At 41.6% G+C, this 15421-nt stretch carries 14 protein-coding genes; 7 read left to right on the plus strand and 7 right to left on the minus strand.

Annotation, left to right across the window (positions count from 1 at the left end; genetic code table 11):
- Positions 1-187: 187 nt before the first annotated feature.
- Positions 188-1417 carry a methionine gamma-lyase family protein gene (locus tag PI95_RS23770; RefSeq protein ID WP_039739788.1) on the minus strand — a complete coding sequence of 410 codons (1230 nt, stop codon included), beginning with the start codon at positions 1415-1417 and terminating at the stop codon, positions 188-190.
- Positions 1418-1505: 88 nt separating this feature from the next.
- On the opposite strand from PI95_RS23770, the gene PI95_RS23775 reads away from it, so the two are divergent.
- From PI95_RS23775 to pyrB, 5 genes are all read left to right on the plus strand, one after another.
- Positions 1506-2321 carry an acyl-CoA desaturase gene (locus PI95_RS23775; RefSeq protein ID WP_039739791.1) on the plus strand — a complete coding sequence of 272 codons (816 nt, stop codon included), beginning with the start codon at positions 1506-1508 and terminating at the stop codon, positions 2319-2321.
- A 270-nt stretch (positions 2322-2591) separates the two neighbouring features.
- Positions 2592-3644: a fatty acid desaturase gene (locus PI95_RS23780; protein WP_039739793.1), complete on the plus strand. Its 1053-nt coding sequence runs from the start codon at positions 2592-2594 to the stop codon at positions 3642-3644.
- A 232-nt stretch (positions 3645-3876) separates the two neighbouring features.
- Positions 3877-4950 carry a fatty acid desaturase gene (locus tag PI95_RS23785; protein WP_039739795.1) on the plus strand — a complete coding sequence of 358 codons (1074 nt, stop codon included), beginning with the start codon at positions 3877-3879 and terminating at the stop codon, positions 4948-4950.
- 90 nt (positions 4951-5040) lie between these two features.
- Positions 5041-5814, plus strand: coding sequence for a nucleotidyltransferase domain-containing protein (locus PI95_RS23790; RefSeq protein ID WP_039739797.1), 774 nt, complete (start codon positions 5041-5043; stop codon positions 5812-5814).
- Between the two features lie 84 nt (positions 5815-5898).
- Positions 5899-6831: an aspartate carbamoyltransferase gene (gene pyrB, locus PI95_RS23795; protein WP_039739800.1), complete on the plus strand. Its 933-nt coding sequence runs from the start codon at positions 5899-5901 to the stop codon at positions 6829-6831.
- 169 nt (positions 6832-7000) lie between these two features.
- Here pyrB and PI95_RS23800 read toward each other — a convergent pair whose 3' ends face one another.
- The 4 genes from PI95_RS23800 to PI95_RS23815 form a co-directional block, all read right to left on the minus strand.
- Positions 7001-7465, minus strand: coding sequence for a GNAT family N-acetyltransferase (locus PI95_RS23800; RefSeq protein ID WP_039740620.1), 465 nt, complete (start codon positions 7463-7465; stop codon positions 7001-7003).
- A 60-nt stretch (positions 7466-7525) separates the two neighbouring features.
- Positions 7526-8791, minus strand: a complete 1266-nt coding sequence (locus PI95_RS23805) for a glutamate-5-semialdehyde dehydrogenase (RefSeq protein ID WP_039739803.1) — start codon at positions 8789-8791, stop codon at positions 7526-7528.
- Positions 8792-8793: 2 nt separating this feature from the next.
- The gene (locus PI95_RS23810; protein WP_039740622.1) at positions 8794-9201 is read right to left on the minus strand and encodes a hypothetical protein; all 408 of its coding nucleotides are present in this window, start codon (positions 9199-9201) and stop codon (positions 8794-8796) included.
- 789 nt (positions 9202-9990) lie between these two features.
- On the minus strand, positions 9991-11724 hold the full coding sequence (locus PI95_RS23815; protein ID WP_039739804.1) for a S8 family peptidase: 1734 nt from the start codon (positions 11722-11724) through the stop codon (positions 9991-9993).
- A 435-nt stretch (positions 11725-12159) separates the two neighbouring features.
- Between PI95_RS23815 and PI95_RS23820 the strand changes: the two genes are divergently transcribed.
- Positions 12160-12369: a TOBE domain-containing protein gene (locus PI95_RS23820; protein ID WP_039739807.1), complete on the plus strand. Its 210-nt coding sequence runs from the start codon at positions 12160-12162 to the stop codon at positions 12367-12369.
- Between the two features lie 164 nt (positions 12370-12533).
- Here PI95_RS23820 and PI95_RS23825 read toward each other — a convergent pair whose 3' ends face one another.
- Complete coding sequence (locus PI95_RS23825) at positions 12534-12974, minus strand: TOBE domain-containing protein (protein ID WP_039740625.1); 441 nt, start codon at positions 12972-12974, stop codon at positions 12534-12536.
- 91 nt (positions 12975-13065) lie between these two features.
- Here PI95_RS23825 and PI95_RS36180 point away from each other — a divergent pair, with 91 nt between their 5' ends.
- Complete coding sequence (locus PI95_RS36180; protein ID WP_236117165.1) at positions 13066-13239, plus strand: hypothetical protein; 174 nt, start codon at positions 13066-13068, stop codon at positions 13237-13239.
- Between the two features lie 523 nt (positions 13240-13762).
- On the opposite strand, the gene lnt is transcribed toward PI95_RS36180, so the two are convergent.
- A complete protein-coding gene (gene lnt / locus PI95_RS23830) occupies positions 13763-15355 on the minus strand; it encodes an apolipoprotein N-acyltransferase (RefSeq protein WP_236117166.1) in 1593 nt (530 codons plus the stop codon).
- Positions 15356-15421 lie beyond the last annotated feature (66 nt).

Raw genomic sequence — 15421 nt, forward strand, 5'->3', positions numbered from 1 at the left:
TTGCATTGTTAATGCATCGGCTTGCATTGTTAATGCATCGGCTTGCATTGTTAATGCATCGGCTTGCATTGTTAATGCATCGGCTTGCATTGTTAATACTAAGTACTGAGACAAAATTAATTACACACATTGAAATCCTACTCCGTATTCCCCGACTCCACGAATGAATTTAATTTTGTCCAACTACTTAAGCTTCTCCCACCGCATCGATCGCTGCTTCTAAGGCGATCGCCACATGGGTCCAATGAGTCCCCCCTTGACAATAAACCACATACGGCTCCCGCAATGGACCATCGGCGGAAAACTCCGAAGTACTACCCTCAATAAACGTTCCTCCAGCCATCACTACCTGGCTTGAGTACCCAGGCATTTCATCGGGAACGGGGTCGAGGTAGGAACCGATGGGAGAATGCTGTTGTATCGCTTTACAAAAGGCAATCAGCTTTTTCGCGGAACCCAGTTTAATTGATTGAATCACATCGCGGCGGGGCGCAAAAGGTGCGGGATTCACCGGATAACCGAGTTTATCAAACACATAACCGGTGAGGTGAGTGCCTTTCATTGCCTCTCCTACCATTTGCGGAGCGAGAAATAAGCCTTGGAAGAGAATGCGATTTTGGTCGAAAGTCGCACCACCATAACTACCAATTCCCGGTGCGGTAAGGCGACATGCGGCTGCTTCTACTAAGTCGGCGCGACCGGCGACGTATCCGCCAGCGTTGACAATTGTACCACCAGGATTTTTAATTAATGACCCCGCCATCAAATCAGCACCTACGGCTGTGGGTTCTTGAGTTTCGATAAATTCGCCATAGCAATTATCTACAAAACAAATGGTGTTGGGATTTTGCTGTTTGACTATGTGGATAATTTTTTCAATCTCCGCAATTGATAAACTTGGACGCCACGAATAGCCACAAGAACGTTGAATTAATACTAAGCGAGTATTTTCTTCTACCCCTTGGCTTAAAGCTTGCCAATCGATTGTTCCTTCAGGGGTTAGATTCAATTGTCGGTAATTTATGCCAAAATCAAGAAGAGAACCTTGATTTTCACTGCGTAAACCAATGACTTCTTCGAGAGTATCGTAGGGTGCCCCGACTACAGCAAGCATTTCATCTCCAGGACGGAGGACACCATATAAAGCACAAGCGATCGCATGGGTTCCGGATACAAACTGCACCCGCACCACCGACGCCTCAGCACCCATCACATCCGCAAAAACTTTATCTAAAGTTTCTCGTCCTAAATCATCATGACCATAACCACTTACACCAGCAAAATGGTGTGCCCCTACACGGCGATCGCGAAATGCATCCAGCACTCGTTTCAGATTATGCTTGACCTGAGCGTCAATTCCAGAAAAAATCTGTAACAGTGCCTGTTCTGCTTCTTGCAGCACATCAAAGCTGTTCATCTGTTCCTCTTAAAAAAAAATACACATGCGGATCTTTCGATCTCGCGGTTCCTAACGTTCATTCATTTCCTACTCAGGTGATTACTGCATGACAATTGCTGCCTCAACTAAATCTCAAATTAACTGGGTTAACACCCTCTTTTTCCTTGCTCTGCACATCGGAGCTTTATTTGCACTGCTTCCTAGTAACTTTAGCTGGAAAGCTGTTGGCGTCGCTTTATTTCTTTACTGGGTGACTGGTGGCTTAGGTGTTACTCTCGGATTTCACCGTCTTGTGACTCACCGCAGTTTTCAAACTCCCAAGTGGCTAGAATATTTTCTCGTATTTTGCGGGACACTCGCCTGTCAAGGTGGACCCATTGAGTGGATCGGTACACACAGGATACACCATTTGCACTCTGACCAAACCGCCGATCCGCATGATTCCAATAAAGGCTTTTGGTGGAGTCATATGGGTTGGCTAATTTATCATTCCCCCGCTCATGCGGAAGCTCATCGCTTTACTAAAGACCTCAACGACGACCCAGTTTATCAGTTTTTACAAAAATATTTTATTCTCATCCAATTTGGGCTGGGTGGACTGCTTTTGTTAATCGGTGGTTGGTCGTTTGTTGTTTGGGGAATTTTTGTTCGCATTGTCTGGGTTTATCACTGCACTTGGTTGGTAAACAGCGCTACGCACAAATTTGGCTACCGCACGCACGATAGTGGCGATCGCTCAACTAATTGCTGGTGGGTAGCTGTTTTAGTATTTGGCGAAGGTTGGCACAATAACCACCACGCTTATCAATACTCGGCTCGTCACGGGCTGGAATGGTGGGAAATCGATTTAACATGGATGACAATTCAACTGCTGCAAGCACTTGGTCTAGCTACGAATGTAAAGCTGGCACCTGGAAAGTAGCAAGTCAGTCATTAGTCAATGATTAATAGTCAATAAACTCTTGACTTTTGACGCTTGACTAATGACTAATAATAAAAGACTTTCACCAATATAGATTCGTAAATACCGAAAAAGCGGACAAAAGCGATTTACTGGTGCGCTATGCTCAGTTAGGTTGCTATAATCCTAAGCGATTATGTAATGTTACGAAACTTTGCAATCAGTCTGTAGAGACATGAAAACTCGTGTCTCTTAATCGGTAGTGTGAGGTTTGTTGTCTATCAGGTATTCATGACTACATCAACAATCAGCAGCCAACAAGAAGCTCGTGACTTTGATAATTCCGACCTGAAGCTTAAAGATATTATCAAAACCCTGCCACGAGAATGTTTTGTACAGAATCGTCGCAAAGCTTGGACAACAGCAATAATCAGTGTCTTGATGGTAAGCCTTGGCTACTTAAGCCTGATATTTTCTCCTTGGTTTCTCTTACCCGTAGCGTGGCTTTTCACAGGAACCGCGTTGACGGGTTTTTTTGTGATCGGACATGATTGTGGTCATCGTTCATTTGCCAAACGTCGTTGGGTAAATGATGTGGTAGGGCATTTATTTATGATGCCGTTGATTTACCCGTTCCACAGTTGGCGGATTAAGCATAATTATCATCACACTCATACCAATAAGCTAGACGAAGACAACGCTTGGCATCCCATCAGAACAGAAGTGTTTGAAGGTTGGGATAAAACCCGACAGTCTGCCTTTGAGGTATTCATCACTAAACGCTTGTGGTGGGTAGGTTCAGTTGGACATTGGGCGGTTGTACACTTTGATTGGCGAAAGTTCCAAACAAAAGAGCATAACAGTGTTAAACTTTCTGTGGCTGTAGTAGCTATTTTTGCTGCGATCGCTTTCCCGACTCTCATCGCTACAACCGGTATTTGGGGTTTTGTCAAATTTTGGCTGATACCCTGGCTGGTCTACCATTTCTGGATGAGTACCTTTACTATTGTTCACCATACCGCTTCAGATGTTCCTTTTGTGGAAGCTTCTAAGTGGAATGCTGGAATAGCACAGCTATTTGGCTCAATTCACTGCGATTACCCACGCTGGGTAGAATTCCTTTGCCACGATATTAATGTTCACGTCCCCCATCACATTTCTACTGCTATTCCCTCTTATAATTTGCGGATGGCTTATCGCAGTATCCAAGAAAATTGGGGCACGTATCTACATGATGAATGTCGGTTTTCTTGGTCTTTAATGAAGCAAATTACAGACCAATGTCAACTGTATAGAACCGATAGTGGCTATAAGTCTTTTAACGACTATTACGCAGGACGATAAAAAAGCCTGAAGTATCAAGATAAAGCATGATAAGTTTAGATTTTCATGCTTTATTCTTCATGCTTTCAAATAGATTCTGGCAATCATCCATACACGCAAAGTGTTAGATACATTGCCAGATATATTCATCCTGCAAACAAACAAAAACTGAAACATACCTCAAACAGTTCGTTGAGGAGGTTAAATTTCATGCGTCCAAAAATGTCCGGTTCATTGACTACAACAAAATCAAGTGCAATTAGATACAATTAAATTAGATAATCCTCAGAACTCGAATGAGGATACAACCAACCTGCCCTTCACTCTTGGTGATTTGAAAGCGGCAATACCCGCTGAATGTTTTCAGCCTAATGTTGGCAAATCACTTTATTATTTTTTTCAAGACATCTTGATTATTGGTCTGCTTTATGCAGTAGCTCATTACCTGGACTCTTGGTATTTCTTTCCGATTTTCTGGGTAATGCAAGGAACGATGTTTTGGGCTTTATTTGTAGTTGGACATGACTGCGGACACCAATCTTTTTCTAAAAAGAAATGGCTGAATGATTTGATTGGTCATCTTTCGCACACACCGATACTCGTTCCTTATCATGGTTGGCGAATTAGTCATAGAACTCACCACTTAAATACTGCCAGTCTGGAAAATGATGAAAGCTGGTATCCTGTGAGTGAATCGCAGTACAAAGCGATGCCTTGGGATGAAAAGATAGGTCGATATTATGTGTTTTTATTGGCTTATCCGGTGTATTTATTTATGCGGAGTCCTAATAAAGAGGGTTCCCACTTTCACCCCAACAGCCCACTTTTTAAACCTTCAGAAAAATGGGATGTCATCACCAGCAGTATCTGGTTAATTTGCATGGTGAGTTTACTAGCTTTAGGAACTTACCAATGGGGTTGGATGTGGTTGTTGAAATACTATGCTGTACCCTATCTTGTGTTTATCATGTGGCTCGACTTGGTGACATTTTTGCACCACACCGAAGCAGATATTCCCTGGTATCGTGGCGAAAATTGGACTTTTCTTAAAGGTGCTATTTCCACCATTGACCGCGATTATGGTTTTATTAACCATATCCATCATGATATCGGTACTCATGTAGCTCACCACATTTTCTTGAATATGCCTCACTACAATTTGAAAAAGGCTACTGAGGCTATTAAACCAATTTTGGGTGACTACTACCGCAAATCTGAAGAGCCAATTTGGAAATCAGTTTGGCGCTCATCTCTTAGTTGTCATTTTGTCCCGGATACTGGAGATAAGGTTTACTATACTTCTAATAAGAAATTAGCGAAAAGCTAATACTATTTTGGAGCCATAGAAGTAGGGTGCGTTACTTCGTTAACGCACCCTACTTTTAACTTTTCTTATCGACATGTACATATAACGTATATGAAATTAATTATCAACCAATCTTCACTCTCGAAAGTTAAGCCAGAATATCAAAAACTGCTTAACGACTTGCGAGAAAAAGTAGAAAATCGCTTTGGTGTTGACTTGTGTGCTTATTATCTTTTGGGTAGTGTTGGACGTGGGGAAGACCGTCCAGGAATTTCAGATATGGATACAGTAGTTATTCTGCGACGTGGTATCACTGATGACGATGAAGTATGGGAAAAAGAAATCAAAGACGAATTTGAACCACAGTATCCTAAACTTGAGCGTCTTGACATCAGTTCTATGGAAGAAAAAGAATTTGATGACCCAAAAGCAGAACGATTGAGATTTATCTTCAAAACGGATAGTGTGTTGATTTGCGGTGAAGATATTACAGCCAACTTTTCATCATATCCGCCAGGATTAAAATTAGCAAAACTTTTGAATGGTAATTACTACAAAGCATTAGAGGAGATACAAAAAAATATTATAGAACCAGATGAAGATGACCGAAAGAATCCTAAATATCTAATGGAATACGTGCGGTGGTTCTCAAAAAAAGTGTTGCGTTTGTGTTTGGGTATTGTCATGGTAGATGAGCCATTCTACACCAGAAATATGCAGGAAATGACGCAAAAGTTTTCGGAATATTATCCGTATTATCAGCCGCAAGCAGAAACAGCTTTACGTCAATATGTGGAACCAACTAATGATGTAGGCGAAGCACTTGATTTTCTTAACGAAATGAGGGCAACTATATATCAACTGGCGGATGAAAAGTTAGCATAAAAGTAGAAAGTATAAAGTAGGGTGCGTTACACTGCGTTAACGCACCGTTTTATTATGGTGCGTTACGGCGCAAAAGCCTCAAATATGCATATCATTAGAGCGAGTTTGAAAGGACACCATCTTCTCTCAATCCGCGACCTTACGACTAAAGACATTAAATCCATATTTTCTCTAACCAGCGACATGGAGAAAATCGTGCGCGATCGCCGTTGCATCGATTTTCTTCACGGCAAGATCATGGCTACCATATTCTTTCAACCGAGTACGCGAACGCGCTTGAGCTTTGAATCGGCGATGTTTCGTCTCGGCGGTTCGGTCTTGACTTTCGGTAATCCGGAGGCAACGCGGGCTGGCACGAAATGCGGCGAGACTTTAGCCGATACTGCCCGCGTGATAAACAACTACGCCGATTTAGTAGTTATTCGTCATCCCTTGGTCGGGTCCGCAAACTCCTTCGCGCAATACGCTGATGTTCCAGTCATCAATGGTGGTGATGGTGAAGGTCCGGGATCTGAACATCCAACTCAAGCGCTGATCGATCTCTACACCATCTCGAAGGTCTTTGGACAGATTAACGGGATTACAATGCTGATCGTAGGGGGGATGCAAATACGTGTTGGGCACTCGCTCTTGCTGGCGATCGCCAGATTTTTTCATGTGCGGATTCTTATCCATTGTCCAGATTCATTGTGGCTTTCAAAAGACGAAGAAGCGGAACTGAGGATGCTAGGTCTCAATTATCACCGTGTCGAGTCAATGGAAGAAGCGCTGCTGGAAGCCGATGTCATCTACCATAATGGTTGGAAGGAAAGCACTCCGGAGCCGATTCCAGATGAGTATCAGATCACGGCAGCAAAGCTTACTCGTGTTCCCAAACACGCGATTGTGATGGACGCTTTGCCTCGAACAGGTGCGATTTCACCCGATGTTGATACAACACCTTATGCTTGCTATTTCAAGCAAGCATCGAATGGTGTGCCTATTCGGATGGCGCTCTTGGCGCATCTCTTAGGATAATGAAATATATAATAAATCTCTGCGTGGGCTAAATACAGACAAAGCCTATTTGCGTGGGCGTGCATTAGGCGCATCTTCATACAGAAATGGCATTACAATGCCAAAAGCCTCAAAACTGCTTAGATTTTCTTACACTATGCACAAGAGCGGATTTTACTTTTAAATCATATTAAACAAGCTTTTTCTCAAAGAAAAGACTCAACGAATCTGGTTTATAATCACCGAATGCAGGAATTCTGTAAAAGCCAAGCTTTTCATACAATCCAATAGCTTCTAGTTGATAGATACCTGTTTCTATACGCAGTGTGTAAATATTCGCTTGCTTTGCGGATAGTTCTATCTCATTAAGGATTTTCTTACCAATTCCTTTACCGCGAAAGGCTGGTTTAATATACATCCGCTTTACTTCAGCATAAAGGGGTGCAAATAACTTTAAAGCACCACAGCCTACTGGCTTATCGTCTAATTTAGCAAGAAAAACGGTAACAGATTTATTAAGCAAAGCCTGAATATTAAGACCGTGCCTACTCTCAGGAGGATAAAGAGCCGCCAAATGATTGTCAAGTTCTGTAATCAATTCTTGAATAGCAGCACAAGTCGGATTTTCTGGATAAATTACCAATTTGGAACTCATAACTAAATAATTCCGCAAAGATAGGAAACCCAACCTACAATTATTCTTAACTCCTAACTTTTAAAACCGTCCATTTCCCTGGACAATATGCTTGACAGTCGTCAAAGTTTCTAAACTAATCAAACCGCGTCGATGACCTTTTTGATTAGACATTCCTAAAAATACTGAGTCTCCCCGCGAGGGGTTGCGAGAAAAACGCGGGGAAGCGTTGATGTAGGTAGAAGCGCTGTTGACTCCTAAAGCAAATTGCCGACTTTCCTGATAAGATTCGGTGACAATGCAATCGGCATGACCGCTGCTGTATTGATTAATCCAGGCGATCGCTACTTCTAAACTATCCACCAATTTAAAGGCTACTGTCTTAGTTAAATAAGCACTTCCCCACTCAGTATCTTTAGCTAGCTGCAACTGAGGAAAGGCTTCTACTAGTTCGGCATCTGCTTTAATTTCAAAGCCTTTTTCTTTCAAGCTGTTCCACAAAACTGCTAAGGATGACGGTAAAGCTTGGCGATGAATTAATACTTTTTCTATGGCGTTTACTGGGTCTGGTTCGCTTTGATAGCTGTCTAAAATCACTCCCCGCACCATTTCCAAACTGCCATTCAGCGACCAGTAAAGGTAACAGTTGCCCATTCCTGATTTTAACACAGGAACGGTTGACTGTCGCACTACTTGTTGTACTAAGCTAGAACGTCCGTAGGGAATGACTAAATTCAGGTATTGGTCTTGGTTGACTAAATCTCGAATTGAAGCTCCATGTTCGGCGCTGACTAATTCTAAACAGCCTGATGGTAAATTAACTTCGGCGATCGCACTTTGCAAGGCGTTAGCGATCGCCGCGTTAGAATGACTAGCTTCAGCACCACCTTTGAGAATGATACTGTTGCCGGTTTTGATGCATAAACCTGCGGCGATCGCTCCTAAATCGGGAAACGCCTCATAAATAAATGCAATCACTCCCAAAGGCATTAACTGCGAGTAAGTTTGGGAATCGTCTAATTGATAGTCGGCGTTTCTCACCCGTCGCAGCGGATCTGGCAATTCCCCCAACCTTTGCAAAATCTCCACTGTCGTTTCTAAGCGTTGTGGAGTTAGCTTCAGCCAGTCCAAAATCAACTCAGGCACCGCCATTTCCCGACTTGCTTCTAGATCCAAGGTATTTGCCTCTAGAATGTCATCAAACGAGCGGTTAAGCGCCTCTGCCATCGCCAACACAGCGCGACTGCGATCTGCTCCCCTGGTGATGCCCAATTTGAGGGAAGCTAGATAAGCGCGAAAAGCGCTTTTCATGGGTTCGGGGCGATCGTCAAAAACTTCAATCACCATTGTTAACGTCTGTAGGTTAGCCAGACCATCAGTGCGGGTAAGATAGCCAAAAGCACCGCGACCATTGCCCAAGCAATTATGCTGGAACCATTTGCCAATTTTAGTGCTAATGGCAGCCATATAATCACTAGCACGAAAATGATACTTAGCGCTATGGGCAGATAACTTTCTCCAAACCGAGGATGCACAACATGCCAACTAGAACCTGTCCAGCGCCAAGCTCGCTTGTAAGGATAGGTGGTGGAAAGTTGCTCTAGCACAATACCATTATCTTGCACTACAAAGATTTGCTGACAGCGATCGCAACCAAAGGCATCCGTCAACGTAATCGGAATTAAGCGTCCCCGACGACGACAGGGACACGGATATTCATTGTTAAAGTCTATTTTTTCGGCTTTTTGGGATTGCACAACCGACTTAATAACTTGAGCGTGTTTATCAAAATATACGAGAATAACTTTCTTTATGGCAAATGCCATAGGGGGTAGCTATTTTCGTAACAACTTTTTATATCAATAGCGTAGGTAGAGAAAACTTGCCACAATTTATCTTAATGGATTTGCCTATTCACACAAATCGGACATCTGACAGCAAAGTTTTAAGAAATTCTTTCATTTGTGGCTTTCAAAGTAATGCACGTTGCCTTTTTCGCACATTTATTGTATGGGGGATATCTAGTATTGTAACGCGATCGCCAAAACTTTGTTCCGGCAACTCAATTGTGGTAGGTGTGAGCAATGTGCCGTGAATAATCTTTATTGCTAACCTTGGATTTTCTCAATATCAGTCAGTTGGTGTTAATGATTGCCCCCACATATCTTTTCTTTAATTTTATTCTCAATCAAGCGATTTGCACTCTTTAAGAATTTAATTTAACTTTCGTTACCTTTAATTAAGTCTAATACACCCTACACAAAACATGTTATCTATAATTTGACTCTTGGGCAAGAGCGATCGCCCTATAAATCAAATTGATATACCCAGGCTAAAGTTATCTAGGTTAGTGCAGATATGGATAACGCCGCAGACATCAAAAAAATCCCCATCCTCCCTGAGTTCACGATGGGTTAAGTTGAGTCACACACTGCGTTTGACTGTATCATAAGACAGCAAATTCTTGCTCTCATTAACCCTCGTAGAGACGTTCGGTCCGGAACGTCTCTACAATATGTGTAATTTCCCAAACATGATGTAATATGTCATCCCAATTTTGTCTTGAAAACTTCAGACACATTCTGCAACAACATCTCGCGCACCGAATCCAAATTATTTGGTTTTGATGACTCAGTTAAAGTTCTTGTTTTCAACTGATTTGGATCTGACTTTTCGCTCTTTAAAGCTTCGGCTAATTGCTGATAAAGTTCCGGGTTTGTCGCAAAATAAAAAGCTAACTCTTGTCCCACCTCTTTCAATCGCTGTGGTAATTGAGTTTCTGTTGTTTGCAACAGTTCAGCAAGACTAGCTTGCAGTTTCTTGTTATCTTCAACCACTTCCATAAAATTAGTTTCTTCTTGACTGTCAAATACTTGCTCCTCAAACAGATGAGCGAAAGTATCGAGTTTTCCGCTGTCTATAGCCGGATGTTGTTCTACTTGCGCTGGGGCAATAATTGAACGAGTAATATCATCAGGTAATGGTGCTGCGAGGACTTTTTCTGCATTAACAATTCCTGCACCAAATTTATTCGGCTTCCATGTAGGAAATTGCTCGCAACTATCACGCAAAATTTGATTAAAGATAAAAGGAATTTTTTCGGCTCCATAGCGTTGGATGAGTTGATCTCTTCCATGATATGACAACCATAAAGCCGCTATACCCGCGACTTGGGGAGTACATAAAGAAGTGCCGGTACCTGGTTCAACGTCATATTCAATTTCACCGTTTTTCTTTTTAGTTTTTGCACACCAAACTCCATCACAAGGCGCCGTGACATCAACTTGCTGTCCCCGCGCTGAACCCTTCCAGATTTCACGCTGCACATCACAGCCAGTAACAGCAATCACTTCTTCATAGGCAGCGGGCCAAACTACGTAAGGAACAAAGTTACCAGCAGCTGCTACTATAATTAAACCTCGTTTTTGAGCATAAGTTATCGCACTTCGCAGCCGTTTGTTGAACAAACCACTACCCAAGCTAATTGAGAGGACATGAGCACCATTATCCGCTGCATACTCGATCGCTTTAGCTAGATTAACTACGCTCAACAGTATAACTGAGTAACATACTCGTAAAGGTATTATTTTCGCGCCCGGAGCTACTCCCGTCATTCCTTTTCCGCTTGGATAATTGCGTTGTGCTCCTCTTGGACTACTCATCAAACTAGATGTGTATGTACCGTGACTTGGAGCGGGTAACAATACCCCTGAAGGTGCTTCGAGTTCGTCTTTAGCGTCTTTGTCGTTCTTGAGAAAATCGTAGCCTTTTTTTACAAGTATATTGGTAATAATTTCCGGGTGTTGGGTATAACCTGTATCCGGTAGCCCGATAATAATTCCGTGTCCTGGTGGTCGATTCGGGTCAGGGAAAAAGCGTGACCATGCCTCAAATACGCGCATCTGTTTGAGACTCCATTCGACATCAGTGTTAAGATTATCTATTGAGCGTTCCATGACAACTTCAGGCTCAAGATTGAAGTCTTGGCGATCGCTTAAAGGAACTGCAAACAATGGCTGTGCATCCACAACTCCTGGTTGAGAACGCAGATTATAAGACTTATCCCAAGCATCTTTGACTGACAAAACTTCTTTGTTAAGAGTGACTTCAAACTCAGTCAGATTATCACCGATTTCTTCAACATTCCAATCTAAACCAAATGCTTCGGTGACGATTTCCTGGACTCTTTGCTTTTGTCCCGGCATTGCCATCTCTAGAAAAAATCCTTCAAACTTAGGACTTAAGTCATTTGGATTGTTTAGGCGATCGCTAATATCCATAAAATTCACCTTTAGTAATATAGCAGATACAAGACTTACGTAACTGTTGCAGCACCCACGAGTTGAAAAAAGACTGGAGAAGTCAGTGGTTCATCTAAGCGTGAGATAACCGCCTATTACATGCTAAAAACATCTGCATTTTAACCGTTTTTAGGTTCTGATTTGACAAATTACTACGTATATTTACATTTTGCAAAGTATGTGCATTTAGAAAAAATTAACTTTTACACTGCATAATCTTGCATAATTTCCATTGCTCAGTCGTTAACTTAACAATCGGCTACTATCTACTGAATGCGCTGATAATATTTTTGAGAATGCAAATACAAGCCATCAACTGCTAGAAATATTAATTATTTTTAAATCTTAATAATTGAATCCAAGATTATTGTTAATATTTATGAGTAACATTTTGTTTAATTAGGGTAATAAAAGATGAAAATTAGCGCACGCAATGCTATCAAAGCTACTGTGAAAAAAATTGAACCAGGCTCTATTAATACTGAAGTAGTATTAGAAATAGCACCTGGAGTAGAAATAACAGCAATAATTACAAAACATTCAGGAGAGACGCTAGGACTTGCAGAAGGCAAAGAAGCTTATGCAGTAATTAAATCAACCGATGTAATGGTAGCTGTAGAATAGATATTTAGCGACTAGATCAACAAACGATTTAGATTTAGAAACCCGACTTATTAAAGAAGTCGGGTTTCTGGGCATGGTTGTCACTTTGAGAAAATACAAAATTAAATTTTGCTGCCAATATTTAAATTCTTAATTATTAGAAACTCAAAGAAATTAACGGTTCTTCAGTCCTTAGCGATCGCAATATCGCTGGACTTAATCAGCGCATATGCTTCTGTTCCCTCATATAGTTCTAAATCATCCGCTGATGCTGTAGTAATAACCGATGTTAACTCAACTTCGTGAATTACCTTTATCGTCACTTGACTGTTAACTTCTCCGCGAATAACTTGTTTTACCACACCTTTAAGAATATTGCGAGAGCTAACTTTTAAAGGTTTCTTTTGAGTACTAATTTCTATGCGTGGAGTATCAGCACCTTTTTTCTTTGTTTGCTTGGTTGGTGGTGGTGCTGACGGTGGAGAGGAAAGCGTATTTAAACCCCGCACTAGTTCCCGCAAAATCTCCGTCTTAGTGCGCTGAGACTGCTGACAGAACTCTTCGAGAATTTTCCGTTCCTCGTCAGATGTTTGAAAAGTGATCCATCCTTGTTCTTTTCTTGGCATATTTATACCAATTTTATTGGTAATTTTTTCGTTGTGCTGGTAAGATACTACCAAGCGTTAATTTTACGCAAAAAGTTTCTTTAATTACAATTTGACCATAAAAAGCAGACGAATTCTGGCTTTCATTAGCATAATGCTGGCAATTAACTTGCCGCTGCTAACTCCATCTTCTGTAGTAGCACAATTTAACTGCACCTTGCTGGTATCAGGTGGATACTTTCAAGCTAGCAGGACAGGTAGTTCTGTGGTACTCGCAGCATTTTAGCAAAAAACGGTCTAGTCTTGATAGTGCCAAAGAAAGTTGGCGGTATAACGATTTGATTTGATTGCTAGCTTCTGTCTGCTTCCCAAAATAGTAATAAACCACCGATAAAAACCACAAGGAAAGCGACTGGAAATATATTTCCATTTACTATTGCTGAACTAAATACGGCTGCTATTAAACTGATACCAAACACGATAATTACCAAACCTAAAGATTTTCTTACCATAGATTTCAAACACCCTTGAAATATTTATGCAAGTTTTAGCTTTTCATCAGCTAGCGATATAATTAAACCTTCATATGAGAGCGCAAACATTATCAAATTGAAATGGTAACATCACTCGTCACATCTGTTGAAATCTGCAAACCTGGATTTTAATTGTGCAAGTTGAAAAATATCTGAAATAAAAGATACAATTTTCTATGCTTATTTGTAGTAAGGGCTTCAGCCCTTAAAACCGAAGTTATGAGGGATAGAGCTGCTCACTACCAATCAAGAGAGTATTTTCTGTTTACAGATAATTCAATCTGTTTTTACCTGTCTTTCTAGAAACCACGCTAACGCGGCTAATCCTAATAATAATGGTGTCAACCAATCGCCCCAACGTACATAAAAAGTCTGCGTTTGTCGGCGATAAATTGTTTCGACGTGAGTTTCGTAAGTATTGTGTCCAGATATCCACAAAGTTCTGCCGTGAGGATCAACAAAAGCTGAATATCCCGTATTCGTTGCCCGCACTCCCCATCTATCAGTTTCAATTGCCCGCATGATATCTTGGGCATGGTGTTGAGCGGGCATGGCAGCGCTGTAATGGGCATCGTTAGAAGGGCTAAGTATAAATTGTCCACCTGCGGCAGCTTGACGGCGGAATTGTTCGGAAAAAGCAGATTCGTAACAAATACCAACAATAGCACGACCAAAAGGTGTGTTAAATACTTGATTTGATGAGCCGGGAACTTGGTGTTCGTCTAAAGGTGATAACCGCTGAATAATACCACCTAAAATTTCCTCAAAGGGAACATACTCGCCAATAGGAACTAACTTTGCTTTGTCGTAACGGCTGAAAATTTCTCCGTTACCAGTAAAGGTAAATAAGCTATTTGTATAACTGCGTCCTCGTTCTCCAAAAGCGCCAATCCAAGCAACTACGCCTTTTTCTCGTATTGCTGAGATGAGGGAAGTATTCTTTAAGTCACGCTGGAAAAAAGGTAAAGCTCCTTCTGGAGTTAAAACTGCATTTATACCTTGATTTGCTAATGTTAAATATCCAGTAGTGTAACCTTCAATAGCGCGACGAAAACCTTCAGGGTAAAGCTTGATTTCGTTGGGGACATTCCCCTGAATAATTCCTACTTTTAAGGCGGTTTCTGGTGGTTGCGTGAGGGGACGGCTGTATAAACTAAAGCCGATGAGGTGGATAATAAGGCAAAAGGCAAAAGGTAGAAGGTAGAAGAAAGAATTTTTACTTCTACCTTCTACCTTTTTACTTTTTCCTTGTATCCAAGCTTCGGCAACCAAGCCATTCACGGCGACAATTGCCGCTGTCACCGCACTTGAGCCTGAAAGTTGACCTAAATGTAAAATTACGAGATTATACGGAGCTTGAGTGTAAGAAATAGTAGTCCACCACAAAGCGCCATTACTCCAAAGTGATTCTAACCCGCACCAAAGGGCTGTGCCAATGAGAAGGCGAGTAAATTTATTTTGGCTGGAAATCGTTCTCATGGCGATCGCCCAAATAGCGACTAATGCGGCACCCCACAAAGTTATGAATGTCCAACAAAATAAGGCTATTCCCAAACTCGCCAACCAAGGAACGCCCATCCAAGTCATCGGATGAATTCCAGTAATCCAGGATAGGGCAAGACCGTGATAACCTATACCCCACAATAAAGGGGAAAGGGGAAAGGGGAAAGGGGAAAGGGGAAAATTCTTTCTTTTCCCTTCTAACTTTTTACTTTCTTCTATAACTAATACCCATAGGGGGGCTAGGGCTATCCAAGCTAAGAACCATGCATTAAATGGGGCAACGGTAAGCCCCATAAAAATACCGCTAATTAAAGCAGCTATGAGTTTTGAGTTATGAGTTTTGAATTGGAAATTTTTTAAACTCATAACTCTTACTCCGTTCTTTTAACTCCTAACTTTTGTACAGACGTTCGGTGTGGAACGTCTCTACTC

The organism is Hassallia byssoidea VB512170 (assembly GCF_000817785.2).
Lineage (GTDB): Bacteria > Cyanobacteriota > Cyanobacteriia > Cyanobacteriales > Nostocaceae > Hassallia > Hassallia carrinoi.

What these genes read in the sequence shown, in the direction of transcription:
- PI95_RS23770 (WP_039739788.1), bottom strand. Translation starts at nt 1,417, where the DNA reads ATGAACAGCTTTGATGTGCTGCAAGAAGCAGAACAGGCACTGTTACAG.
- PI95_RS23775 (WP_039739791.1), top strand. Translation starts at nt 1,506, where the DNA reads ATGACAATTGCTGCCTCAACTAAATCTCAAATTAACTGGGTTAACACC.
- pyrB (WP_039739800.1), top strand. Translation starts at nt 5,899, where the DNA reads ATGCATATCATTAGAGCGAGTTTGAAAGGACACCATCTTCTCTCAATC.
- PI95_RS23805 (WP_039739803.1), bottom strand. Translation starts at nt 8,791, where the DNA reads ATGGTGATTGAAGTTTTTGACGATCGCCCCGAACCCATGAAAAGCGCT.
- PI95_RS23815 (WP_039739804.1), bottom strand. Translation starts at nt 11,724, where the DNA reads ATGGATATTAGCGATCGCCTAAACAATCCAAATGACTTAAGTCCTAAG.
- PI95_RS23820 (WP_039739807.1), top strand. Translation starts at nt 12,160, where the DNA reads ATGAAAATTAGCGCACGCAATGCTATCAAAGCTACTGTGAAAAAAATT.
- PI95_RS23790 (WP_039739797.1), top strand. Translation starts at nt 5,041, where the DNA reads ATGAAATTAATTATCAACCAATCTTCACTCTCGAAAGTTAAGCCAGAA.
- PI95_RS23780 (WP_039739793.1), top strand. Translation starts at nt 2,592, where the DNA reads ATGACTACATCAACAATCAGCAGCCAACAAGAAGCTCGTGACTTTGAT.
- PI95_RS23800 (WP_039740620.1), bottom strand. Translation starts at nt 7,465, where the DNA reads ATGAGTTCCAAATTGGTAATTTATCCAGAAAATCCGACTTGTGCTGCT.
- PI95_RS23825 (WP_039740625.1), bottom strand. Translation starts at nt 12,974, where the DNA reads ATGCCAAGAAAAGAACAAGGATGGATCACTTTTCAAACATCTGACGAG.
- lnt (WP_236117166.1), bottom strand. Translation starts at nt 15,355, where the DNA reads ATGAGTTTAAAAAATTTCCAATTCAAAACTCATAACTCAAAACTCATA.